Source organism: Bradyrhizobium sp. LTSP857, from assembly GCF_000938285.1.
Lineage (GTDB): Bacteria > Pseudomonadota > Alphaproteobacteria > Rhizobiales > Xanthobacteraceae > Bradyrhizobium.
Genome location: NZ_JYMS01000045.1, coordinates 140,672 through 163,263 on the forward strand (window position 1 = coordinate 140,672; position 22,592 = coordinate 163,263).

At 62.2% G+C, this 22,592-nt stretch carries 21 protein-coding genes; 12 read left to right on the forward strand and 9 right to left on the reverse strand.

Features of this window, described 5'->3' with window-relative positions; genetic code table 11:
• Positions 1-38: 38 nt before the first annotated feature.
• The 5 genes from UP06_RS28605 to UP06_RS28625 all read left to right on the forward strand — a co-directional run bounded on the left by UP06_RS28605 (position 39) and on the right by UP06_RS28625 (position 5,823).
• A complete protein-coding gene (locus tag UP06_RS28605) occupies positions 39-1,082 on the forward strand; it encodes a branched-chain amino acid ABC transporter permease (RefSeq protein ID WP_045007018.1) in 1,044 nt (347 codons plus the stop codon).
• The gene (locus UP06_RS28610; protein ID WP_045007019.1) at positions 1,079-2,848 is read left to right on the forward strand and encodes a branched-chain amino acid ABC transporter ATP-binding protein/permease; all 1,770 of its coding nucleotides are present in this window, start codon (positions 1,079-1,081) and stop codon (positions 2,846-2,848) included. The genes UP06_RS28605 and UP06_RS28610 overlap by 4 nt, the downstream gene beginning before the upstream one ends.
• Positions 2,845-3,558, forward strand: a complete 714-nt coding sequence (locus tag UP06_RS28615) for an ABC transporter ATP-binding protein (protein ID WP_045007020.1) — start codon at positions 2,845-2,847, stop codon at positions 3,556-3,558. Before UP06_RS28610 ends, UP06_RS28615 begins: the two co-directional genes overlap by 4 nt.
• 245 nt (positions 3,559-3,803) lie before the next feature.
• A complete protein-coding gene (locus UP06_RS28620; RefSeq protein WP_045007021.1) occupies positions 3,804-4,145 on the forward strand; it encodes a hypothetical protein in 342 nt (113 codons plus the stop codon).
• Between the two features lie 817 nt (positions 4,146-4,962).
• Positions 4,963-5,823 (forward strand): L,D-transpeptidase, encoded by an 861-nt coding sequence (locus UP06_RS28625; RefSeq protein ID WP_045007179.1) that lies wholly within the window; start codon positions 4,963-4,965, stop codon positions 5,821-5,823.
• 206 nt (positions 5,824-6,029) lie between these two features.
• Here UP06_RS28625 and UP06_RS28630 read toward each other — a convergent pair whose 3' ends face one another.
• Together UP06_RS28630 and UP06_RS28635 are read right to left on the reverse strand one after the other, a co-directional pair.
• Complete coding sequence (locus UP06_RS28630; RefSeq protein WP_045007022.1) at positions 6,030-6,800, reverse strand: SDR family NAD(P)-dependent oxidoreductase; 771 nt, start codon at positions 6,798-6,800, stop codon at positions 6,030-6,032.
• A 35-nt stretch (positions 6,801-6,835) separates the two neighbouring features.
• Positions 6,836-7,990, reverse strand: coding sequence for an NADH:flavin oxidoreductase (locus UP06_RS28635; protein WP_245305568.1), 1,155 nt, complete (start codon positions 7,988-7,990; stop codon positions 6,836-6,838).
• A 148-nt stretch (positions 7,991-8,138) separates the two neighbouring features.
• Between UP06_RS28635 and UP06_RS28640 the strand changes: the two genes are divergently transcribed.
• The 3 genes from UP06_RS28640 (at position 8,139) to UP06_RS28650 (ending at position 10,824) form a co-directional block, all read left to right on the forward strand.
• Positions 8,139-8,609 carry an RrF2 family transcriptional regulator gene (locus UP06_RS28640; protein ID WP_045007024.1) on the forward strand — a complete coding sequence of 157 codons (471 nt, stop codon included), beginning with the start codon at positions 8,139-8,141 and terminating at the stop codon, positions 8,607-8,609.
• A 499-nt stretch (positions 8,610-9,108) separates the two neighbouring features.
• Positions 9,109-10,074 (forward strand): alpha/beta hydrolase family protein, encoded by a 966-nt coding sequence (locus tag UP06_RS28645; RefSeq protein ID WP_045007025.1) that lies wholly within the window; start codon positions 9,109-9,111, stop codon positions 10,072-10,074.
• 240 nt (positions 10,075-10,314) lie between these two features.
• Complete coding sequence (locus tag UP06_RS28650) at positions 10,315-10,824, forward strand: hypothetical protein (protein ID WP_045007026.1); 510 nt, start codon at positions 10,315-10,317, stop codon at positions 10,822-10,824.
• A gap of 190 nt (positions 10,825-11,014) precedes the next feature.
• Here the strand turns inward: UP06_RS28650 and UP06_RS28655 are convergent, their stop codons facing one another.
• Genes UP06_RS28655 through UP06_RS28675 form a run of 5 tightly spaced genes read right to left on the reverse strand, consistent with a single transcriptional unit; the run spans position 11,015 to position 15,271 of the window.
• Complete coding sequence (locus tag UP06_RS28655) at positions 11,015-11,722, reverse strand: hypothetical protein (RefSeq protein ID WP_045007027.1); 708 nt, start codon at positions 11,720-11,722, stop codon at positions 11,015-11,017.
• Positions 11,719-12,156, reverse strand: a complete 438-nt coding sequence (locus tag UP06_RS28660) for an acyl-CoA thioesterase (protein WP_045007028.1) — start codon at positions 12,154-12,156, stop codon at positions 11,719-11,721. Before UP06_RS28660 ends, UP06_RS28655 begins: the two co-directional genes overlap by 4 nt.
• Positions 12,156-13,064 carry a fumarylacetoacetate hydrolase family protein gene (locus tag UP06_RS28665; protein WP_045007029.1) on the reverse strand — a complete coding sequence of 303 codons (909 nt, stop codon included), beginning with the start codon at positions 13,062-13,064 and terminating at the stop codon, positions 12,156-12,158. Before UP06_RS28665 ends, UP06_RS28660 begins: the two co-directional genes overlap by 1 nt.
• Positions 13,065-13,116: 52 nt before the next feature.
• Positions 13,117-14,223 (reverse strand): cupin domain-containing protein, encoded by a 1,107-nt coding sequence (locus UP06_RS28670; protein ID WP_045007030.1) that lies wholly within the window; start codon positions 14,221-14,223, stop codon positions 13,117-13,119.
• Between the two features lie 28 nt (positions 14,224-14,251).
• Positions 14,252-15,271 carry a carbon-nitrogen hydrolase family protein gene (locus UP06_RS28675; protein ID WP_045007031.1) on the reverse strand — a complete coding sequence of 340 codons (1,020 nt, stop codon included), beginning with the start codon at positions 15,269-15,271 and terminating at the stop codon, positions 14,252-14,254.
• Positions 15,272-15,396: 125 nt separating this feature from the next.
• Between UP06_RS28675 and UP06_RS28680 the strand changes: the two genes are divergently transcribed.
• The 4 genes from UP06_RS28680 to UP06_RS28695 all read left to right on the forward strand — a co-directional run bounded on the left by UP06_RS28680 (position 15,397) and on the right by UP06_RS28695 (position 20,250).
• The gene (locus UP06_RS28680) at positions 15,397-17,556 is read left to right on the forward strand and encodes a thiamine pyrophosphate-dependent enzyme (protein ID WP_045007032.1); all 2,160 of its coding nucleotides are present in this window, start codon (positions 15,397-15,399) and stop codon (positions 17,554-17,556) included.
• The gene (locus tag UP06_RS28685; RefSeq protein ID WP_045007033.1) at positions 17,553-19,118 is read left to right on the forward strand and encodes an indolepyruvate oxidoreductase subunit beta family protein; all 1,566 of its coding nucleotides are present in this window, start codon (positions 17,553-17,555) and stop codon (positions 19,116-19,118) included. Before UP06_RS28680 ends, UP06_RS28685 begins: the two co-directional genes overlap by 4 nt.
• A gap of 266 nt (positions 19,119-19,384) precedes the next feature.
• Positions 19,385-19,768 (forward strand): MarR family winged helix-turn-helix transcriptional regulator, encoded by a 384-nt coding sequence (locus tag UP06_RS28690; RefSeq protein ID WP_245305569.1) that lies wholly within the window; start codon positions 19,385-19,387, stop codon positions 19,766-19,768.
• Entirely contained in the window at positions 19,768-20,250 is a 483-nt protein-coding gene (locus UP06_RS28695; protein ID WP_045007035.1) for a MarR family winged helix-turn-helix transcriptional regulator, read from the forward strand. The genes UP06_RS28690 and UP06_RS28695 overlap by 1 nt, the downstream gene beginning before the upstream one ends.
• On the opposite strand, the gene UP06_RS28700 is transcribed toward UP06_RS28695, so the two are convergent.
• Together UP06_RS28700 and UP06_RS28705 are read right to left on the reverse strand one after the other, a co-directional pair.
• A complete protein-coding gene (locus UP06_RS28700) occupies positions 20,247-20,975 on the reverse strand; it encodes an SDR family NAD(P)-dependent oxidoreductase (protein WP_045007036.1) in 729 nt (242 codons plus the stop codon). The two genes, UP06_RS28695 and UP06_RS28700, sit on opposite strands and share 4 nt — an antisense overlap.
• Positions 20,976-20,977: 2 nt before the next feature.
• Positions 20,978-22,588: an ATP-dependent acyl-CoA ligase gene (locus tag UP06_RS28705; RefSeq protein WP_082081676.1), complete on the reverse strand. Its 1,611-nt coding sequence runs from the start codon at positions 22,586-22,588 to the stop codon at positions 20,978-20,980.
• Positions 22,589-22,592: the final 4 nt, after the last annotated feature.

Sequence of the window (22,592 nt, forward strand, 5' to 3'; positions counted from 1 at the left end):
CGGAAGACTGGCAGTCAGAACGGGGAAACGACGTCTCAATGACGAGCGACATCGCAGCCATCCTTGGGATCGACGGGATCGCCACCGGCGCAGTCTATGCGCTGGTGGCAATCGGGACCGTCCTCATCTTCACGGTGACACGGGTCATCTTCATTCCCTTTGGCGACATCGCCGCATTCACCGCGCTGACGCTGGCTGCCCTCGACGCCAAGCGCTTTCCGGGCACCGGAGCGCTGGTCGTCATCCTGGCCTGCCTTGCAACTTTGATCGAGATCATCTCGCTCGTGCGCGCCGGCGAATTTCGGCTGCTGCCACGCGCGCTGTTCTTCTATCTCGCGCTTCCGTTGGCCGTGGTCGGTCTCGCCTGGCTGACGATGCGCGCCGACCCGCCGCTTGCCGTCAGGCTCGTGCTTGCGCTGATGCTGATCACGCCGATCGCTCCACTTCTGGATCGGATCGTGTTCCGCCCTATCGCGGATGGAACGGTGCTGTTGCTGCTGACCGTCTCCGTCGCACTGCATTACGCACTGGTCGGTCTGGGGCTGCTGGTCTTCGGACCTGAAGGTGTCAGAACCGAACCGCTGACGTCGTTCTCGACCGAGTTCGCCGGGGTGCTGGTCTCGGGCCAGACCATGCTGATCGTGCTCGCAGCCCTCGTCTTCAGCGGACTGCTCTATCTGTTCTTCGACTTCACGCTGGTCGGAAAATCGCTGCGCGCCACGGCCGTGAACCGGACCGGCTCCCGCCTGATGGGGATACGGCCCGCCCGCGCCGGCACGATCGCCTATCTGCTGGGCTCGCTGATGGCCGGCGTATCCGGAATCCTGATCGCGCCGGTCAACACCGTATTCTATGATTCCGGCTTTCTGATCGGCCTCAAGGCCTTCGTCGGCGCCATCGTCGGCGGCATGACCAGCTATCCTGGTGCTGCGATCGGCGCCGTCGGCGTCGGCATCCTCGAAAGTTTCGCATCCTTCGAGAGCAGTGCGCTGAAGGACGTCATCGTGTTCTCGCTGCTGATCCCGATCCTGATCTGGCGATCCCTCGCCTCGCTGCATTCCGAGGAGGAGATCGAGGAATGACGCGCCTTCACGTTCAGCTTGCGGCGATCGCAGCGGTGGTGTGCATTGCGCTCGCGCCCTTCGTTCTGAGCCCCTTCAGCATCACGCTGATGAATTATATCGGCATCTATTCGCTCGTCGCCATTGGCCTTGCGCTCCTCACCGGCGTCGGCGGCATCGTGTCGTTCGGGCAGGCAGCGTTCGTCGGCATCGCCGCCTATGCCACCGCCTGGGTCTCCGCGCTGAACGGATACTCGCCGTGGCTCGGCCTCGTGTTCGGCGTGGTGCTGACCTGCTGCGTCGCGGCCGTCCTCGGCCTCGTCACCTTGCGGCTCCAGGGCCATTTCCTCTCGCTCTCGACCGTCGCATGGGGCCTGGCCATCGGCTTCCTGTTCGGCAATGTCGAGGGGCTCGGCCGCTTCAACGGCATCTCGTCGATCCCGCCGATCAGCATCGGATCGTTCGCGCTGGTCTCGAGCTCGCAGATCTATTTCCTGATCTGGGGCATCGTCGCTGCCGTCCTCCTGCTCGGCTATAATTTGCTGGACTCGCGGCTCGGTCGCGCCATGCGCGCGTTGCGTGGCGGCAATACGCTGGTCGAGAGCCTCGGCATCAACGCCTTCCGGATCAAGCTCGTGACCTTCGTGATCGCGGCTTTCCTCGCCTCGCTTTCCGGGTGGCTCTACGCCCATATGAGCCGCTTCATCAGCCCGGGCCCGTTCGACGCCGGCATGGGCATCGAATATCTGATGATGTCGATGGTCGGCGGCGCCGGCAGCCTTCTCGGCGGTGTCGTTGGTGCGGCCGTCGTCACCCTGCTCAAGAACAGCGTGCAGGACTATCTGCCGCTGATCGCGAAGGGCGCCTCCGGGCAGCTCGAGATCGTCGCCTTCTCCGCATTGTTCATCCTGTTCCTGCAATGGGCGCGGCAGGGCATCGTGCCCTTCGTTGCGCGCTATCTGCCGAAGGTGAAGCGCGAACGGCCACACCCGGCGCCCGCCCTGCCCCGCCGCGCGCAACCGACGCCGGGCGAACTCCTTCTGAAGGTCGATGGCGCCGAGCGCCGGTTCGGCGGCCTGGTTGCCGTCAACAATGTCAGCTTCGAGGTCCGCTCCGGCGAGATCCTCGCCGTCATCGGGCCGAACGGTGCCGGCAAGAGCACGATGTTCAACTGCCTGACCGGCGCGCTCCGGGTCAACAAGGGCGAGATCGTCTTTGCGGGGCGCCCGATCACGCGTGACGCGCAATCCCGCATCGCCAAAGCCGGTGTCGCGCGGACCTTCCAGCATGTGAAGCTGAGGCCGCGCATGAGCCTGCTGGAAAACGTCATGCTCGGCACCTACGCCCGCACGCGCGCGGGCCTGTTCGCCGGTGCCTTCCGCCTCAATCAGCGCGAGGAGGCCAGCGTCCGGCATGAGGCGCTGATGCAGCTCGAGCGCGTCGGGCTCGGCGAAAAGCCGTTCGAGCTCGCAGGCAATCTGCCGCTCGGCAATCAGCGCATCCTGGAGATCGCGCGCGCGCTGGCCGCCGATCCCGCCCTGCTCGTCCTCGACGAGCCGGCCGCGGGCCTGCGCCGCCAGGAGAAGCTCCGGCTTGCGGAGCTGCTCCGCTCGCTGCGGTCGGACCATCTGACCATCCTGATCGTCGAGCACGACATGGAGTTCGTGATGTCGCTGGTCGACCGCATCGTGGTGCTCGATTTCGGATCAAAACTCTGCGAAGGCGCGCCCGCCGCGATCCGCAGCGACGAGCGGGTTCAAGAGGCCTATCTCGGAGGCGTCGCGTGAGCCAGATGTTTTCCATGACCGACGTGACTGTCTGCTACGACAATGTCGAAGCAGTCCGCAACGTGTCGCTGTCGGTCGAAGAAGGCCAGATCGTCACTGTCATCGGCCCGAACGGCGCCGGCAAGACCACGCTGCTGATGGCCGCCATCGGATTGCTCGCCTCGCGCGGGCGCATGGTGTTTCAGGGCGGCGATATCGGAAAGATGTCCGTCGAGGACCGTGTCGAGCGCAGGCTGTGTCTGGTGCCGGAAAAGCGCGAGCTGTTCTCCGACATGTCGGTCGCCGACAATCTTCTGCTTGGCTCCTACAGCCTGCGTGACCGCTCCGGCGTCCAGAAGACACTCGACGAGGTCTATGATCGCTTCCCGCGCCTGAAAGAGCGTCAGCGCCAGGCCGCCGGCACCCTCTCCGGCGGCGAGCGCCAGATGCTCGCGCTCGGGCGCGCGCTGATGGCCAAGCCGAAACTGCTCATGCTCGATGAGCCGAGCCTCGGCCTCGCGCCGCTGATCGTGCGCGAGATTTTTCGCACCATTGCTTCGCTGCGCGATCTCGGCGTGTCGATCCTGCTGGTCGAGCAAAACGCCCGCGCCGCGCTGGAGACGGCCGATTACGGTTACGTGCTTGAGACGGGCGAGGTCGTGCAATCGGGCCCCGCCAAGGATCTGATCCACGATCCCAGGCTGATCACGGCTTATCTCGGCGGCCACTAGAGCCGGCCAGGATCAGGCCCAACGGGCCGCGCAACATAAACATCGAAAACAACCCCATGCACAGTAGCCGGTGACGGCGATATCAATGGCTTAACGGTCGACGACTGCGGATTTTACGAAATGCATTTGCTCCGTCGGGCAAAACAGGGGCATGATACCATCATCGCCTCGCATGGATAGAAGATGGCTTCCACAGCCGTATGCGTTTGAACCGTCGGCCTCGTGTTAGCGACCAAGAGCCAATCATGTTCGACGATCTGATGATCCTCTTGGTTGTTCTGTCTTTCGGCTTTCCCGCCATTCCATGGTTTTTTGGTGCGCGATGGGCGGCGAGAGGAGTTTGGCTCAGTACAGGATTTGCCGTAGTCATCCTGCTATGTTTTTTTCCGATATTGTTTTCGGTTGCATGCGGTGCCTGTGGGCAGGGCGCGATAGCCATCTTTATGCTGGGCCCGATCTGGATTGCTTCGGCATTGCTTACGGTCACTTCGGCGGCGTGGCTCACTACAAATTCGCGCGCTAATTTCCGCAAGACCGCGAAGGCGCTTGGGGGCAACGATACCGCCCACGCGGGGCATCGCAGATGAAGCGATTGAGTAAAGCATCAGCGATGTCGGCTGTTGGCCTTGGCCTCAAGGCCAAAGCGAAAGTGCTGAGAGCAACGCCGGCACTAACCACCCTGCGCGAGCGCCAAACATCTTCCAAAGTTGCCTCGCGTCCTCCTTCGACTTGCATGGGATCAAGCAATATTGCGTCTCTCTCGCGCGAGACGTGTGATTCTTGCAAAGCATAAAATCGACACCATTGGGCTTGGCATCGTCTAACCACACCAGATAAACGACGTCATTTTTCTTGTAGCGAAGCAAGGCCTCGATCTCATAATTTTCATGATCCCATCAGAGATCACTGTCGTGATAGCCGCTCGCCAACCAATTGACGAACTCACTGTCTTCGGTCATGGCCTGCTCAACTTCCAATCCAGTCGGCTTGGGGCGTGCGGCCAACAGAATAAATGCTGCCCGAGCCGATGAATAGGCGTTTTGAGAAATCGCCGAGCGTCAGCTCGTCGCCCATCAGCGAAGTAGCGGCGCACCTCATCTGGTCCGCTCAGTGAGGCATGCGGACCAGATTTGCTCAGGTTGAGTTCTACCTGAAGCCGCCGTTGATCAAAGACCGGAGTGTGTCCGCTCCGCCGGGCGATTCAGACCCCGACTCGTTCCGCGATGAGAAGCGCGTCGTCCACGTCGCTTGCTAAATTATCAAGCGATACTCCCAATTTTTACGTTGCCGAACAAGAGTTCGGCGTTAACCACCGTTAACGAGTTCCAGTCTGAGCGGCATCGCTTCGAAGTTTCTTAAATGTTGCTGGTTACCTCTTTTGGGCATGGTGACCTGGGGAAAGATATGAGCAAGCGCGCCAAACGTCGAAAGGCAGAAACGCTCGCGATACCCATGGTCGCGAGAGTTGCAATTGGCGCCGTGGCCGTCGCCGCATTGGGGTACGGTTTGCTGTCTCGCCCTGCGAGCGTGCAACCGATACGGAAGCCGTCCGTACCCCAGGCCCAGGCATCGTCAACTCCGGTTTACGTGGCAACTCCGGTTCATGCATCGGCGCCAGCTCCGGCTCCGATTCCGGCCCCGGCGCCTCTGGTCGAACCACCAAAAGCCGCTGACGGTCCCGGAGCATTTGTTCGGCAGGTGGTTGACTATGCCAGCCACCAGACGCCAGGTACCGTGATCATCGATACCAAAAACACATTCCTTTATTTCGTTCTGAACGACGCGCAAGCGATGCGTTACGGCATCGGTGTTGGCCGCGAAGGTTTCGCATGGTCCGGTGAACAGACTGTGGCCCGTAAAACAGAATGGCCGGATTGGCGTCCGCCTACAGAGATGCTTGTGCGTCAGCCTTATCTGCCGCGGTTTATGGCAGGCGGTCCCGGCAATCCGCTCGGCGCCCGGGCGATGTATCTCGGCGAGACCGAATATAGAATTCACGGCACCAACAAGCCCGATACGATCGGGAAACGGGTTTCGTCCGGCTGTATCCGGCTGAACAATGAGGATGTCGTGGACCTTTATGAGCGGGTGAAAGTCGGAGCAAAAGTGATCGTGCTTCCGACCACCGCTGCCCGTCGACCATCCCAGGGAGCGCCGCCCGACGCCGCTGTCCGATCGCCGGACCCGGCATCGCCGTCGAACCGGCCCTCGGCAACTAACGCGCAGATGCCGTCATCTGGACCGAAGATCGCCGAGGTCCAGTAACTCGGTCCTCCGTCCTCGGTCCGCAACTGAGGACGAGGAGGCAATTCAAGTCGTCGCTTCTAAGTCAGCTTCTGGCCCGTTTCAGAAGCGCCGTGACGTGTGACTTAAGTCTGAAACGAGCGCCAAAGCGCACATCTGGCGATCAATCTGAATTTACGGGCTCACACCCTTATCCTACTGGTCCAGGTCTCGCGCTGCGCGGAGGCTCAGAGCGCCCAGCCCCCGGACACTTCGATACGCTGAGCGTTGATCCAACGATGAGACGGAGACAGCAGCGCAGCGATGACAGGTCCGATATCGTCGGGCACTCCGGCGCGCCCCAGCGCTGTCTGCGACGCGATGAAAGCATTCACCTCAGGGATGTCGCGCAGCGCCCCTCCGCCGAAATCCGTTTCGATTCCGCCGGGCGCGACGACGTTCACGGCTATTTTGCGCTCCGAAAGCTCCTTCGCGAGATAACGCGTGAGCACCTCGATCGCACCCTTCAGGGCCCCATAGACGGCAAAGCCGGGCAGAGCGACCCGCGCAAGGCCGCTCGACAAGTTCACGATACGACCGCCATCGGCAATGATCGGCAGGAGCTTTTGTGTCAGGAAGAACACGCCCTTGAAATGAACGTTGACAAGGCGATCAAACAGCTCTTCCGACGTCGTCGCGAAGGGAGCATCCAGCCCGATGCCGGCGTTGTTGACGAGAGCGTGGATGGTCTCGTGTCCGAGCCGACCGAGCTCGCTGCGCAGAGCGGCGGCAAAGGCGTCGAAAGAACCGATGTCAGTGGTATCCAATCGTAGGGCGACCGCTTTGCGGCCGAGCCCTTCAATCTCGCTCACGACCTCGGCCGCTGCATCTCTGTTGCTATGATATGTGATGATGACGTCGAAGCCGCTTCTTGCAGCTGATATCGCCGTGTTGCGGCCGAGACCACGGCCACCACCGGTCACGAGGATGATGTTGGGTGTGGAGTTTTGATTGGACATGATGGTTCTCTTGCGGGGCTAGGGAGAGAGGGACGTCAGACGAGGGTCTGAAGCATGCTGAGGCTGTAAGGGACGAAAGGCGTGCCGTTTCGGACGCGATGCGGCCAATCCGGGTTGGCGATCAGCGCTCTTCCCACCGCCACGAGGTCGAAGTCGCCGCGCTCCAACCCTGCAAGCAGCGGGGCGAGATTGTTCTCGGGCAGGCTGCCCTCGCCGCGCATCATCTCGGCCATCGAGTTGTCGAGCGTGATCGAGCCGACAGTGATGGTCGGCTTTCCCGTCAGCCGCTTCGTCCAGGTCGCGAGATTCGCGTCCGTGCCGAACTCACCTTCCCAATATCGACGTTGGGACAGATGGAATGCATCGACGCCAGCGCTCGCGAGGGGGCGAACGATAGCAGCCCATTCGTCCGGGCTGGCCGCGAGCCGTGCGCTATAATCCTGCTGCTTCCAGGTCGACAGCCGCAGCACCACCGGGAAATCAGGCCCGACATTCGCGCGGATCTCCTGAATGACCTCGGCGGCGAAACGGGTTCGGCGGCCGATGTCGCCGCCATACGCGTCCTCGCGCAGGTTGGTTTGATCCCAGAGGAACTGATCGATGAGATAGCCATGGGCGCCGTGAATTTCGACGCCGTCAAAGCCCAGCGCCTTTGCGGTGCGCGCTCCTACGCCGTAGGCCTCTATCACGCTACGAATTTCGCTGAGGGTCGCCGGCCGCCCGACCCGTTCGAAAGGCAGACCGTTCCCTCCAATGATGCCGGAAGGGCTGAAGCGGTCGTCGCTGCCGGGACCACCGTCATAGAGACGCCCCACGCCGTCGACCTGCGGCTTGCGGACCAGCCCGACGTGCCAGAGCTGCGCGAAGATCCGCCCTCCCGCGTCGTGTACTTGCTCAACCACTCGCCGCCATCCGTCGAGAGCGTCATCGCCGTAGATGCGGGGCGCGTTTTCATCGTGCCCCGCGCTGGGATGAGGGATGAAGGTGCCTTCAGTCATGATGAGCCCGACGCCGCCCTCGGCTCGCCGCCGATAGTAGCGGGCGACATTCTCACCCGGCACGCCTCCGGGCGACATGGCGCGGGTCATCGGGGCCATCGCGATACGGTTGCGCAGTTCGAGACCGCCAATCCGGGTAGGCTTGAACAGGATTTCGAGAGAGCCAGAGATTTTCATTTGGACGGCAGACAATTTGTGCTCCTGCGGAGTCAGGCGTGGATGGAGAACCACCCTCCTCAAATGCACCCTTATGTGATACATTTAAAATCATAAATGCAACCATGTCAGATACATTCTCACAGAAATGTGTGCGGCTGCACTGCGGCGGCGAGGTAAACACATGATTGATCTACGCTTTTCGACCGCACTCCAGATGGTGCTGAGCGTGGCCCTCGCGGATCAAGATGGCTTCCGGTGCACGAGTCGAACTTTGGCGGAGGGCCTCGGCACAAACGCGAGCTTTATTCGCAAGTTGCTGATCCCGTTGACTCGCGAGGGCATGCTCGTAGCAGCGATCGGCAAAGGCGGCGGTCTTCACCTCGGCCGCACGGCCGAGCAGATCACATTGCGAGATCTCTATCTTGCAGTGATGGAGGACAAGAAGCTCCTTGTCGGCCGGGAGGATGTCGCGCCCCGATGCAGGATCAGCGCCAATATCAACGCGTTTTTTGCGGAGGTCGCCACCGACGCCGAGACTGCGATGTTGGATGCTCTCGGCCGTCGGAACATCGCAGATAGTCTTGCCGAGCTTCTGCGTCGCGATGCCATCCGTATGAAGCGAGTGACGAAAACGGCGAACGCCGCCGAATAGCCGAGCTTGGCCGAGCAGTGGCCGATGAGCATATGGGAGAGCGCTCCTTGAGCACGAGCGCCAGAACGGACGTCCGCTGACCAAACTGGATATACGGGTTCACGCCCTAATTTTTTGAGCTCTCGATTCTCTAAGACTTGGACTGAACCGTCCTCGTCAGCATCGGAAAATGCTTGTTGCCGCCTGAGAATGGCGGGAACTGGACGAAGACTGTACGCATGCGCTTGATCACGTCCGAGCTCAGCGCGTGCGTATTACGTGACAGTGCACTCAACCCGGCTCTGCCCACGTCTAGTTAAGTGCACTGTCACCGAATCCCAATGCGGACGTCAGCTTCTGGCCTATCGCTTCCATTGACGCGGTGCAGCTTTAGGTCGGTTCATTAGGGCAGACCGGAAGTTTGCAGCCGAGCGCTAGACCAACGCTTTTGACCCGACGCGGACATAATTTAGCCGGCGTTTCTTCGCTTGTTCCCTCTTTCAACGCTTGGGAGACTTACTTGCGCAAGGTATTTCGGTCTTTAGTTGTTGCGCTTCTTTGCTCGGCTTCTTCCGCCGACGCCGCTGGCATCCAGCTTTTCTACCATGGCCCTAACTTGGCAGGCGCGATCTGGTATCCATGCGAGGCCAAACCGAAAGATGTGGAGCTTGGCGACCTGGGGGTGGGCGTCGACTATGGTCTAATCGGTGTGAAGGATTGCCCCGTCACTGGGGCAAAGCTGCCGCTGGTCATCGTCTCCCACGGTTATGTCGGATGGTTCGGCGGGCACCATGACACGGCAGCTGCGCTAGCGGATGCCGGATTCGTCGTCGCGGCAATCAATCATCCGGGCGACAACGCGAAGGATTCCTCAAAAAAAGACGATCTGTCATCCTTCGTGTTGCGTCCGACAGACATGGTCCGTCTGCTCGATTTCATGCTTCAAGACTGGAAAGATAGGGCCGTCGTCGATCCGTCGAAAATTGGACTGTTTGGATTCTCCAAGGGAGGCTACACTGGTCTGGCACTGATCGGTGCCGCACCGGACTTCGGCCGTTATGCGCGCGGTTGCACGGATGCGTCGAAATTCTGCGAGCAACTTAGAAGCGGCGACATTCCCGCCTTGGCGCAGGATGCGCGCATTCGGGCCGCTGTGATCGCCGATCCGATACCAGGTTTCTTCACGCAATCCAATCTGGCCGCGATCAGGATTCCGCTGCAGTTCTGGCGAGCGGAGGTCGGAATCGGGATTATCGATCCGGAAGGCACGGCGCGGGTCGCACGTGCGCTACCGGGAAAGCCGGAGGTTCACAGCGTGCGTGCCAGCCACTTTGCATTCCTAGCGCCATGCTCGCCGCAACTCAGGGCCGCGCTGCCTCGCATCTGCACCGACAAGCCCGCGGAATTTGATAGGTCAGCGTTTCATCGCGAATTTAACGAGAGCGTAGCGCGGTTTTTCCATGAGCAACTGGCTGAAGGCAACTGACGGCTACCGCCAAGGCTTTGGTGGATAAGTCGGCTTCTGGCCCATCACCGAAGCAACGGCGCGTTTCGTTGATGTCCGCTCAATACGGCATGGCGGACTAAATTTGCTCAGGTTGGGTTCTTCGCATATTGACCCATTTCCGACAGTGGATCGCGGCAGATGAATTTTCCTTTTTGGCCTATTGCGGTTTAAATAGCACCTCCTAAACGGGCGACGTACCTCGCAAACGATGTTGCGCCTATGAAAAAACCACGAGATGTCCCGCTCTACCGCGTCGCTGCACTCGTCTTTGGCGGGATATCGCTATTCCTGTTCGGCGTGGTCTTCGCTCTGGTGCAACAAGAATATCGTGTCGCGGCATCGCCAGCTTGGCCAGCCTGGTTGATGGCGGCACTTATCGCCTTGGTCGCTGCAGCGGGCGCTTTTTTTGCCTTAGTAGCTTGGGGGGCCTTGAGCGACCCTAAGTCACGGCTCGGCTCTTGGGTTCACGATGAGGCCGAAGGAATGGTGGCTTACCTTTGTAGCGAGGGTCTTTTATGGGGCGGCGGTTTTCTAATCTTATTGGGAGGTAGCCACAGTAGCTACATAGAAGTGGCCGTAGGAGTGGCCGTACTTTTATGTTGGCTGTTGTTTTTTGTCCTGATTGCGCGGCGAGAACTCAAACTGGACCTAGATGTCCTCGACGATCCTAACGACAACCGATTGATCGGCAAGCGCCGCGAGCGCGGGTCATACGACGATCCCGACTAGGGCGGACGGGAATAGCTTGGGCCATGATCGGGGAGCAGGCGACAACTTCTTCAGTGGCCGATGTCGCCTCTTGGCCCGTTTCGGAAGGGCCATGACGCTCCACTTGAGTCCGAAATCGGCGCCAAAGCGGACATTTGGCGATCAATCTGAATTTGTGGCTCGCGGCCCCTTTTTCTACGCTTTCGGTTCTCTAGGGCTTCGGCCTGACCACCCGCGTCAGCATCGGAAAATGCTTGTTGCCGCCCGCGAATGGCGGGAACTGGATGAAGTCTGCGCGCATGCGTTTGATCACGTCGGAGCTGAGTGCGTGCGCGAGTGCTTCCGGGCTGTCGAACACCAGCTTGTTGCGCTGCATGTGCTCGACGCGCTGCGACGGCAACCGGTCGACCCAATCGATCCGCGTGTAGATTTCGATCTGGCGGACGTTTGGAAACGTCCGCATGATCGACGGATGGTGCTCCAGGTAATGCAGATTCCAGGCGTTCATGTTCTCCGCTGGGCCGGGATAGTGCACGAGGTAGCTGCACGGCGTTGTCGTTCCTGCCGGATGTTCTGCGACATCGACGGGAAACGCGCGTGTCAGCATCACCTGGTGCGTGACGTCTAGTCCGCTGAGGCTCGATAATCCGCCGCCGGTCGCGAGGCTGGCGAGCGCTCCGCCGCGATCCAGCGCGGCTTCGCAAGCGAGCAGGTCCGGAAACCGTAATTGGAGCGCGAAGACTGGCCCGAGACCGTCAGCCTTGAAAGGATGATCCACCGACTGCTCCAGCGGCGTGAACAGCAGGCCCTCGGTCATCTGCGGGACCGCCCCGACCAGCACTGCGGCGGCGTCCAGTACGTCCGGTCTAACCCGCCGTTCGCCTGCCGGATCGGAGAACGTCATGAACAAGGAGATCATGATGGCGCTGCCTCAATTTCCGCATCGACACTCAGATGCGCCACCAGGGCCGCGCGAACGTCGTCGGGCCACGGAATTGCGTGGTGATCGACGAGCGACGTCGCAGCAAGGATCTGGCGAGCGCGCCAGCGCATGCCGTCCGCGCCCGAAATGACATGCTGCAAGTAGAGCGACGATCCGCCGACCCGGCCGATGCGCAATTTGAACGTCAGGAGATCGCCGAACATCGAGGGTCGGGAAAAGTCGCAGGTCAAATGCACCGTGGGTGTCCCGATCTTCCGGACATTGATCAACTCCGGCCATGGAAAGCCGATCGCAGCCCAAAACTCCTCGACGACGCCGTTGAGGATGTTCAGGTAGGACGGGAAGTACGCGATCCCTGAGGGATCGCAATCCCCGAACCGCAGCGCGCGATCGAACGAGAACATCGTCATCAGATCGCAACGACGGGGTGCCTGATGACACCGACGCCGTCGACCCCGGCTTCGACCACGTCACCCGGCCATAGCCATTCCTGGGGAGTCCTGCCGGCGCCGACGCCCTCCGGCGTTCCCGTGGCAATGATATCGCCAGGCTCAAGCGTCATGCCCGATGAAATGTCTGATATCAGCACCGGGATGTCGAAGATCATGTATTTGGTATTGGAGTCCTGCTTCATGACCCCGTTCTTCGTCAGCCAGAGCCGGAGATCATGCGGGTCGGGGATTTCATCCGCGGTCACGATGCAGGGGCCGAACGGCGCATAGGTGTCCATGCCCTTGGAGAAGATCCACTGGCCGGCGCGGCGGTTGTCGCGCGCGGAAATGTCGATCATCACCGAATAGCCGAAGACGTGGTCCATCGCTGTCTTGGTCGCGATGCGGGTCGCGGTCTTTCCGATGATGACGGCGAGCTCGACCTCCCAGTCGAGCTGCTGCGTCATCTTCGCGTTATGCTGGATCGCCGCGCCCGGGCCGACCACGGATGTCGGCGGCTTGGAGAAGACGACCGGCTGCTTCGGCAGATCCTTGTCCGTATCCAGGCTCTTGGCGGACTCCGCGACATGCGCGCGGTAGTTCAGCCCGATGCCAAAAATGTTCTTCCGCGGGCGCGGGATCGGGGCCAGCAGCTTTACGTCCTCGAGCGGAACGGCGGAGCCGGCTGGGAAGCGGCCATTTGCATCCTCCAGTGCGTCCTTGAGCGCGGGCAACAGGGTCACGCTGTTGTCGATGAACGACAGCATGTCGCTCGGCCATGTCACGCCGCTGGACGCGCCGAGATGCTCGACATCGACGACCAGTCCGTTGACGAGAACGCCGAGGCGGGCACCGCTGGAGCCCAAAGTGTAGGTGACGAGGCGCATGGAAGCTTGATCCGACTCTTTCAGGTGAATTTTGGACGCGAGCGATAGAACGTCAGGCGGCAACGGGCTGATGACCCGCATTGTCGCCATAGGCCTCTTCGCGGTAGAAGCCGAGACTTTCGATCACGGGCAAATCGTTGAAGCAGAACAGGCAGGCATCCTCGCTGCCAGAGAGATTGCCATGCTCGTGCCAGGCCCAGGACGGCACGCAGAAGATGTCGCGCTCCTCCCATTCGAAACGCTTGCCGCCGATCACGGAATAACCGCGGCCCTTGGCGACCTGATAGATGAAGCTGCCGGTGTGCCGATGCGACTTCGTCTTCTCGCCTGGCCGCAGCAGCTGCATGCTGGCGCCGATCGTCTGCATCACGTGACCGCCGGTGATCGGATTGACGTAGTTCATGAGAATACCGTCGAAGGGCGAGCCGTCGGTCGCGGCGGCATATTTGCGCAAGGAATCGTAGGTGGGCTCCCACTCATATTTGAACATGGGAGAATAGCCCTTCGACCATGTCGCGCCGGCCGGGCGAAGACCGGGATTGCCCCAGGTCTTGGTCGTGCCGTCCACGGGATAGCCCGACTCCTCCTGCTGAACCTTTGGATGGACCGCGAAGAAGTTCGCCTCCAATGCGTTCACCAGCGGGATGTCGAGGCCGTCCTGCCAGATGCAGACCGAGCCGTTGCCTTCGACACCGTGCTCGTGCCAGGTGCCGTTCGGCGTGAGCACGAAATCCCGCGCGCCCAGCGTCATCTTGTGACCATCGACGATGGTGTAGGCGCCCGCCCCTTCCATGATGAAGCGCAGGGCTGAAGCAGAGTGCGCGTGCGCCGTTGCGACCTCGCCGGGGTGCATCACCTGCAATCCCGAATAGAGCCAGCCGACCGCGGCCGAGACGTCGCGGCGGCCGGGATTGTTGAGGTAGATCACCCGGCGCCCCGCCTTCTCCGGCGAGACCAGTTCCACCGACCGCAGCACGTGCTCGCGCAGATCGCTGTAGCGCCAGAGCACGGGAACGGACGCCGATTGCGGCGCCCATGGCTCGATCTTGTTGGCGACCGTCCACAAGGCGCCGGCTTCGTATTTTTCGAGATCCTTGTAGTAGGCCTTGAGCTCGGGCGTGTCTTCGACATTGGCCCGGCCGACGACGTTCTCGCGCATCCTGTCCTCCAAAGTCCTATTGCAAGTCCTAATCCGATCTCAGTGGTATCGGCGTGAACCCGCCCTGCTCCGCAGCTTCGCCTTGACTGTCTGCGAGGTCCAGCGGCGCCAGCGGACGACGGTTGACCCGCAGATCAAAAATGTCGAACCGGTTGTAGTGCCCGACGATGTCATGCATCTGCTTCGGCTGGATGCAGCGCTCGAGGTCGATGTCGGCGTAGACGATGCCTTCATCGTCGATCAGGGCATCTCCGACCACGCGACCGTCCGGTCCGATGATGCCGGAGAACGCGCTCGATTTACGTTGCAGGCGCGCGCGTGCGTCGGGAACGATGGTCTCCATGGCGGTGATGATCTCCTCCGACACCGTCGAACAGGAGACGATCGTAAAAATCTTGCCTTCAAAGGAATGGGCAATTGCGCGCAACTTGATCGCCTCCGCCATGTCATAGTCGGGGGGCGCGACGGGAAGCGAGATGTAGCTGGCGACATGCACGAGCTCGCCCTGCCCCAGCAGGGCAAAGCGCGCCAGCGTGTTGGTGTTCTCGCCGCAGGCCAGGCCTCCGAGACGCCCGATCTCGGTATCATAGACGCGCAGGCTCGATCCGTCACCGCCGGTCCAGGTCAGCTTCTCTGCCCAGGTCGGCACCAGCTTGCGGTGCTTGCCGAGCAGCGCGCCATCCGGCCCGATGAAAACCAGCGTGTTGTAGATCGCGCCGAGCGAAACCGGGCTACGCTCGTTCACGCCGAGCACGACATAGCAGCCCGTATCGCGCGCGGCCTTCCGGACGACATCAACCTCCGGACCCGGCACGAGCACCGACGCCTTGACGAGCTTCTCGAACCACGCGCTCCCGGTGATAGGATCGGTGATCCAATTCCAGTAGGGATAGCCGGGAACGAACACCTCGGGGAACGCGACGAGCTTGGCGCCATTGGCCGCGGCCTCACGGACCAGTGAAGCCGCTTTGTCGGCCGTCGCGTTCGGGTCGAGATAGACAGGTGAAGCCTGGACGGCGGCGGCTCTAAAGCGAGGCAGCTTCAGCATTGGCCCTACCCTGTCGCTGGCTCATGATCGCTTTCGGAGCAGAGATCCGCAAGCGTGATAGCATGGCGCGGCGTTGACTTACTTCACATGTAAACGTATGCTATCGCATATTTCTGGAGGGTGCAATGGCTGAACGGTCTTTTGCTCGCGAGGTCGAGGATCTCCGGCTCGGCGATGGCGATACATTTCGCGGCGAAGGCATCCTCGCCATCACCAAGTCGCTGCTGCAATCGGGCGTCGCCTATGTCGGCGGCTACCAGGGCTCGCCGATCTCGCATCTGATGGACGTGCTCGCCGACGCCAAGGACGTGCTCGACGATCTCGGCGTCGTGTTCCAGAGCTCCGCCAATGAAGCGGCGGCAGCGGCCATGCTGTCGGCCTCGGTGATGTATCCCCTGCGCGGCGCGGTCGCGTGGAAATCGACCGTCGGCACCAACGTCGCCTCGGACGCACTCGCCAATCTCGCCTCGGGCGGCGTCACCGGCGGCACCATGATCATTGTCGGCGAGGACTATGGCGAAGGCTCCTCCATCATGCAGGAGCGCACCCATGCGTTTGCGATGAAATCGCAGATCTGGCTGCTCGACCCACGCCCCGACCATGAATGCATCGTCAATCTGATCGAGAAGGGTTTTGAGCTCTCCGAGTTCTCCAACACGCCCGTGATGCTCGAGGTGCGTGTTCGCGCCTGCCACATGCACGGAAGTTTTGCCTGCAAGGACAACGTCAAGCCGGCCCACACCATCAAGGACGCGCTCAACAATCCCAAGCGCGACGTCAACCGCATCGTGCTGCCGCCGGCGGCCTATGAGCACGAGCAGGAGAAGATCAAGACGCGGATGCCGGCCGCGATCGGCTTCATCCGCGACAACAAGCTCAATGAATGGATGGGACCGAAGCAAGGCAAGGTCGGCATCATCATGCAGGGCGGGATGTACAACAATGTCATCCGCGCGCTGCAATATCTCGGGCTGTCGGATGCCTACGGCAACACGCAAGTCCCGCTCTACGTCATGAACGTCACCTACCCCGTGATCGATACCGAGGTCGCGGAATTCTGCCTCGACAAGGAGGCCATCCTCATCGTCGAGGAAGGCCAGCCGGAATATCTGGAGCAGGCGATCAACACGGTGCTGCGGCGCAGGGACATCAATGCACGCATCCACGGCAAGGACGTGCTGCCGATGGGCGGCGACTACACCGCGCAGGTTTTGCTTGGAGGCGTTCGCGAATTCCTGGAGAAGACCGAGCCGCGGCTGCTTGGCAACCGGCCGCCGGCGCCGGACGCTGCGTCCGTGCTCAATCACCCCGCGGTCGAGAAGCTCAAGCAGGTCGTGCCGGCGCGGCCGCCCGGGCTTTGCACCGGCTGCCCGGAGCGGCCGATCTTCGCCGCGATGAAGCTGGTCGAAGAAGAGCTCGGCCAGCACCACGTCTCGGCCGACATCGGCTGCCATTTGTTCTCGATCTTGCCGCCGTTCAACATCGGCGCAACGACCATGGGCTTCGGTCTCGGTCCGGCCTCAACCTCGGCCTTCAACGTCAAGGCCGACAAGCGCTCGATCGCGGTGATGGGTGACGGCGGCTTCTGGCACAACGGATTGACCAGCGGCATCGGCAATGCCGTGTTCAACAAGCATGACGGCGTCTTCCTCATCGTCGACAATTACTACACCTCGGCAACCGGCGGTCAGGACATCCTGTCGTCGCGCGCGACCAACAAGCGGCGCGACACCAACAATTCCATCGTCAAGGCCGTGAAGGGCATCGGCGGGCAGTGGGTCCGCCAGATCGACCGCACCTATGACGTCGGCAAGATGCGGGACACGCTGAGGGAAGCGCTGACGACCAAGGACGAAGGCCCCAAGGTCATCGTCGCCTCCTCCGAATGCATGCTGAACAAGCAGCGCCGCGTGAAGCCGCTGATGAACAAGGCGATCAAGGACGGCATCCGCACCGTCAAGGAGCGCTTTGGCGTCGACGAGGACGTCTGCACGGGTGACCATGCCTGCATCCGGCTCTCGGGCTGCCCGTCGCTGTCGGTGAAGCAGCTGGACGATCCCTTGCGCGACGATCCGGTCGCGGCGATCGACAATTCCTGCGTTGGATGCGGCAATTGCGGCGAGGTCGCCGAGGCCGCTGTGCTCTGCCCCTCGTTCTACCGCGCCGACGTCATTCACAATCCGACCCGCTGGGACACCTTCAAATCGAAGGTTGCGATGGCCGTGATCGGCTGGCTGCAGCGGCGGCGCGATCGCCGGCGTCCCGCGCTCGAGGCGCTGGCATGAGAGACGAGACGGTCCGACTGACGCTGCCTGCCGCGGGTGAAGCAACCGAGCGGCCGATCTCGCTCGCGATCGTCGCGATGGGCGGCCAGGGCGGCGGCGTCCTGACCGACTGGATCGTGCAGCTCGCCGAGAACCATGGCTGGGTCGCGCAATCGACCTCGGTGCCCGGCGTCGCCCAGCGCACCGGCGCCACGATCTATTACATCGAGGCGATGCCGCCGCTCGACGGCCGCAAGCCGATCCTGTCGCTGATGCCGACGCCCGGCGACGTCGATGTGGTGATGGCGGCGGAATTCATGGAGGCCGGGCGATCGATCCTGCGTGGCCTCGTGACGCCGGACCGCACCACGCTGATCGCGTCCAACCACCGATCGCTTGCGATCGGCGAGAAGATCGTGCCGGGCAACGGCATTGCCGACGACGGCGCCGTCACCGGCGCGATCGGGATCGCCGCGAAGACCGAGATCATCTTCGACCTCAACGCGCTCGCCATCGCGAACGGCAGCGTCATCTCGGCTGCGATGTTCGGCGCGCTCGCCGCGGCCAGCGTGCTGCCATTCAGCCGCGACAGCTATCTCGACGTCATCCGCGCCGGCGAGAAAGGCGCGAAGGCAAGCATTCGAACCTTTGAAGCGGCCTTTGACCGGGTCAAGACAGGGGCTCCCGAGGTTGCCGCGCCAGCGCCATCGAAGCAGGCCGACAATATCCCCTCTCCCGCGACGCCAGACCCGGATCTCGCAGCGCTTGTCGCAAGGTTGAAGCAGGAGCTGCCGGAGCCCGCGCTGGCCATGGGCCGCGCCGGCCTGACGAAGGTGGTCGACTTCCAGGACGTCGCCTACGGCGCCGAATATCTCGACATCCTCAAGACGCTGCACACGGCCGACCTAAACTCTGGCGGTGCGGCCCGGGGCTATGGCTTCACGCAGACCGCGGCAAAATACCTCGCCAACGCCATGACCTATGATGACGTCATCCGCGTCGCCGACCTCAAGACGCGCGCCGGTCGCCGCGCGCGCATCGAGGACGAGCTGGAATTGTCGGATGGCCAGGTGCTCCAGACCACGGAATTCATGCATCCCCGCATGGAGGAGGTCATGGGCATGCTGCCGGTGGGATTCGGTCGCTGGCTCGGCGCGCGGCCGCGCCTGCTCGGCTGGCTCGATCGCCGCGTCAACAAAGGCCGGCGGGTGCGGACCTACTCGCTGCCCTGGTTTTTGGCGCTTTATGTCGTGGGCGGGATGCGTGGCCTGCGCCGCCGCTCGCTGCGTCACGCCGTCGAGACTGCTCACCGCGACGAATGGCTCAAGGCCGCGACCGAGGTGGTCGGCACCAACTACCAGCTCGGTGTCGAAATCCTGCAATGCCGACGCCTGGTGAAGGGCTATTCCGATACCCACGCCCGGGGGCTGTCGAAATTCGACAAGACGCTGGCGGCTATCAAGCTGGTCGAGCGGCGCGATGATGCTGCCGATTGGGCGCGCCGCCTGCGCGAGGCCGCACTGAAAGACAGCGCCGGCAAGGACCTCGACGGCGTGATCCAGACCATCAAGACTTTTGCATGATTCCATCGGAGGGGGACGCGGGATTGGATTGCCGTTCGCCCCACAAGACGTCAGGATCGGACGGCTTGACTACGATTCTCAGGTTGCTAATCGGAGCTACAGATCCGCGGTAATTCCTCCAATTGACGAGACATTTTGTCCTCGATGGTCATGCAATGCCGGCAGCACTCAAAGAGAACATTGTTCCCGTCCCCGGGCAGATTGAAACCCGGCTTTGGCTTCAATTGCTGTCTCTGCATGGCGAACTCTTCGGGTCGCTGAATGCGATGCTGAGCTCCGAGTTTGGCCTGTCGCTCGCAAAATTCGACGTGCTGGCTCAGCTTGATCGCACCCGGGACGGACTTGCGCTCGGGCAATTGTCGCAGAACCTGAAGGTATCCGGCGGCAACGTCTCGGGGCTGGTGCAGCGCCTGCTCGCCGACGACCTCATCAGCAGGGAGATGTCGAGCGAGGACCGCCGCTCGTTCATCGTGCGTCTTACGCCGAAGGGCGAAGTCCTGTTCAGGAAGGCGGCCGCCGTTCACAAGAAGCACCTCAGCGCGCGGCTTGAGAACATCCCGATTCACGAGCTCGACACCGCGTTGTCGGTGCTGCGGTCTCTCTCCTCGAAACTTCGCTCCGAGAGCAAGAAGCAAAGTCGCAAGAAATAATGGCCAAAGAATCCAAGAGCAGATGGAAATCGGGTCCGCCGCGGACGAAGGACCAGCTGCAAAACTACATTCCGTATCTGTTCAACCGGCTCGCCAATCGCTGGAATCTAGATCAAAACCGCGATCTGAGCGAGCACGGCGTCAACAATGTCGTGTTCCGGACGCTGTCGGTCCTGTTCATCTACAAGACGCTCACCGTCAACGAGATCGCCGTTCTTGCCGTCACGGAGCAGTCGACCGCCAGCCGCATGGTCGAGTCCATGGTGTCATCGGGCCTCGTCAAGCGCGAGATCGCGGAAGAGGACCAGCGCCGCCGCGTCGTGGGATTGACGCCGGAGGGCGAGGCGCTGCTGCGAACGATCTGGCCGATCATGGCCACCAATTACGATCGGCTGATCGTGGGCATCGACCCCGACGACATCGAGGTTTGCGCGCGCGTGCTGGCCAAGATGGTCGAGAATATCCGGCAGAACCAGATCTAGGGACCAAGCCCGACGAGGCTGGTGCCGCCGCAGACATAGAGAACCTGGCCGGTCACGAAATCGGACCGCTCGTCGAGGAAGAATTCGATCGCGTGCGCCACATCCTCGCGCGAGCCGAGCCGGCCGACCGGAACGTTGCGTGCCATCCGCTCCTGCTGCTCGGAGCCCTTCGGGATGATGCCCCAGAAATTGTCGGTCAGGATCGGCCCCGGTGCGACGACATTCACGGTGATGCCACCAGCGGCGAGCTCCAGCGCCCAGGTCCGCGCCATCCCGTGCACGCCGGCCTTGGTCGCCGAATAGGCCGAGCGCGTCGCCGCGCCCATCGCGGCACGCGAGCTGACGAACACGATGCGCCCGAAGCGGCGCGAACGCATCCCCTCCAGCGCCGCCTGGGTCAGGAGCATTGGCGTGCCGAGGTGCAACTGCGCGAGTGTCAAAATGTCTTCCGGCTTCGCATCGGGCAGCAGGTTCGGCAGGATGACGCCCGCATTGTGCACGATACTATCGACGGCGTGATCCCGGCCGATCTCCTGCGCGATCGCGCGCGTCTCCTCCATGGAGGTCAGATCAGCGCGATAGGCTGCAAGCAGATCATGGGTCCAGGTAGGCTTCTCCAGCCCGACCGAGACCACGCGCTGCCCTCGCTCGACCAGCTTTTTTGCCAAGGCTTCGCCGATCCCCGAATTGCCGCCAGTGATCAGTGTCGTACGGATCTCGCTCATGATCAGACCTGCCGCTTCTTGAGATCGCGCATGTCGAAGAACGCGCCATCAGACATCAGCTTGGCGGCAAAATCCTTCAGCCCGACGCGCTGGATTTTCTCGGTTGCGGTCAGCGGCAGGCTGTCGACAAAGCAGATCCAGCCCGGCGCCTTGTAATAGGCCATCTGCTCCAGGCTCCAGCGGACGATGTCTTCGGCAAGCGCGCGGTCTGCCCCTGCCCGGTCCGCGATGATGACGGCTGCGACCTCGTCGCCGCGCACCTGATCGGGGGTAGCCGCGACCGCGGCCTGCCGGATCGCGGGATGGCGGTTGAGGACGGACTCGACCTCGACTGCGGCAATGTTCTCGCCGGAACGGCGGATCACGTTCTTCTTGCGATCGACGAAATGGAGATCGCCGTCCGCATCGCGCGACACGATATCGCCGGTGTGCAGCCAGCCGCCGTCCCAGGCCTCGGCGGTTGCTTCCGGGTTCTTCAGGTATTCCCGGAAGAAGCCGTAGCGCGGATCTGCGCCCGCCCGCCGCACCAGCAGCTCGCCCGGCATCCCGACCGGCGCCTCATGTCCGCTGTCATCGACGATACGAACGTCCACCTCCGCTGCCGGGCGGCCGAAGCAACTGGTGCCGATCTTGCGCGGCTCGACATTGGCGGCTATGACGCCGCCACTTCCCGTCTCCGTCATCGCCCAGGCCTCCAACAGCGGAAAGCCAAAGCGCTCCTCGAACGGCGCATGCAAGAGCTTGTCGACGCCGGCACCGAACCCGAAGCGCACATAATGCGCGCGGTCCTGTTCCGATCGCGCCGCGCTCATCAGCATCGAGGGCATTACGCCGAGATAATGCAGGCAGGTGGCGCGGCTGTCGCGCACCGATTGCCACCAGGTCCGCGGATGGAAGCGATCGAGCATGGTCAGGCTGCCGCCGACCGACAGCATCGCCATCAGCGACACCGCCATTGCATTCATGTGGAACAGCGGCAGTGGCGTGATCATGCGCTCGCCCTCGTGCCTGAGATCGATCAGCCCGCCGACATCGCGATACCAGTTTCCGGAGTGCAGGAAATAGGTGTTGGTGAGCACGCAGCCCTTCGGCTGCCCGGTCGTCCCGGACGTATAGAGCAGCGCGCATTCGGTATCGCCGTCGCCCGCGGTCGCGGGTCGTGCGTCGCCGAGCGGCGCGGGGGTATCGTCGCGGTCGGTCACGACCGGAATCGGCCGGCCGGCCTGGCGGGCTGCCGTCTCCAGCTCGTCGCGCCGCCCGGCGAGAACAAATGCCGCACTCATCTCGGAATGCGAGATGATGTATTCGAGCTCGCTGATCCGCAAATCCGGATTGATCGGCACCACGGAGACGCCGAGTGCGTTCAGCGCGAACCACAGCTCGATGAAGACCGGCCTGTTCTGGAGCAGCAGCCCGACCCTGTGCCCTTCGCCATAGCCGCGGCTCGCGAAAGCAGCCCGCCAGTGCTCCACGCGATCAAGCATGGCGCGATAGGAGATCTCTCCTGCGGCAATGCCGTAGATGCCGGCCGTCTCCGGCAGCACGTTGAGGAAACCCGCCTCGCCCCGGCGCAGCGCGGTTTCACGAAAGCGGGCGTAGACTGTAGCGGTCAAGGCA

What these genes read in the sequence shown, in the direction of transcription:
- UP06_RS28690 (WP_245305569.1), top strand. Translation starts at nt 19,385, where the DNA reads ATGCTGAGCTCCGAGTTTGGCCTGTCGCTCGCAAAATTCGACGTGCTG.
- UP06_RS28610 (WP_045007019.1), top strand. Translation starts at nt 1,079, where the DNA reads ATGACGCGCCTTCACGTTCAGCTTGCGGCGATCGCAGCGGTGGTGTGC.
- UP06_RS28700 (WP_045007036.1), bottom strand. Translation starts at nt 20,975, where the DNA reads ATGAGCGAGATCCGTACGACACTGATCACTGGCGGCAATTCGGGGATC.
- UP06_RS28670 (WP_045007030.1), bottom strand. Translation starts at nt 14,223, where the DNA reads ATGCGCGAGAACGTCGTCGGCCGGGCCAATGTCGAAGACACGCCCGAG.
- UP06_RS28695 (WP_045007035.1), top strand. Translation starts at nt 19,768, where the DNA reads ATGGCCAAAGAATCCAAGAGCAGATGGAAATCGGGTCCGCCGCGGACG.
- UP06_RS28605 (WP_045007018.1), top strand. Translation starts at nt 39, where the DNA reads ATGACGAGCGACATCGCAGCCATCCTTGGGATCGACGGGATCGCCACC.
- UP06_RS28685 (WP_045007033.1), top strand. Translation starts at nt 17,553, where the DNA reads ATGAGAGACGAGACGGTCCGACTGACGCTGCCTGCCGCGGGTGAAGCA.
- UP06_RS28640 (WP_045007024.1), top strand. Translation starts at nt 8,139, where the DNA reads ATGATTGATCTACGCTTTTCGACCGCACTCCAGATGGTGCTGAGCGTG.
- UP06_RS28675 (WP_045007031.1), bottom strand. Translation starts at nt 15,271, where the DNA reads ATGCTGAAGCTGCCTCGCTTTAGAGCCGCCGCCGTCCAGGCTTCACCT.
- UP06_RS28665 (WP_045007029.1), bottom strand. Translation starts at nt 13,064, where the DNA reads ATGCGCCTCGTCACCTACACTTTGGGCTCCAGCGGTGCCCGCCTCGGC.
- UP06_RS28660 (WP_045007028.1), bottom strand. Translation starts at nt 12,156, where the DNA reads ATGACGATGTTCTCGTTCGATCGCGCGCTGCGGTTCGGGGATTGCGAT.
- UP06_RS28625 (WP_045007179.1), top strand. Translation starts at nt 4,963, where the DNA reads ATGAGCAAGCGCGCCAAACGTCGAAAGGCAGAAACGCTCGCGATACCC.
- UP06_RS28620 (WP_045007021.1), top strand. Translation starts at nt 3,804, where the DNA reads ATGTTCGACGATCTGATGATCCTCTTGGTTGTTCTGTCTTTCGGCTTT.
- UP06_RS28630 (WP_045007022.1), bottom strand. Translation starts at nt 6,800, where the DNA reads ATGTCCAATCAAAACTCCACACCCAACATCATCCTCGTGACCGGTGGT.
- UP06_RS28680 (WP_045007032.1), top strand. Translation starts at nt 15,397, where the DNA reads ATGGCTGAACGGTCTTTTGCTCGCGAGGTCGAGGATCTCCGGCTCGGC.
- UP06_RS28655 (WP_045007027.1), bottom strand. Translation starts at nt 11,722, where the DNA reads ATGATCTCCTTGTTCATGACGTTCTCCGATCCGGCAGGCGAACGGCGG.
- UP06_RS28650 (WP_045007026.1), top strand. Translation starts at nt 10,315, where the DNA reads ATGAAAAAACCACGAGATGTCCCGCTCTACCGCGTCGCTGCACTCGTC.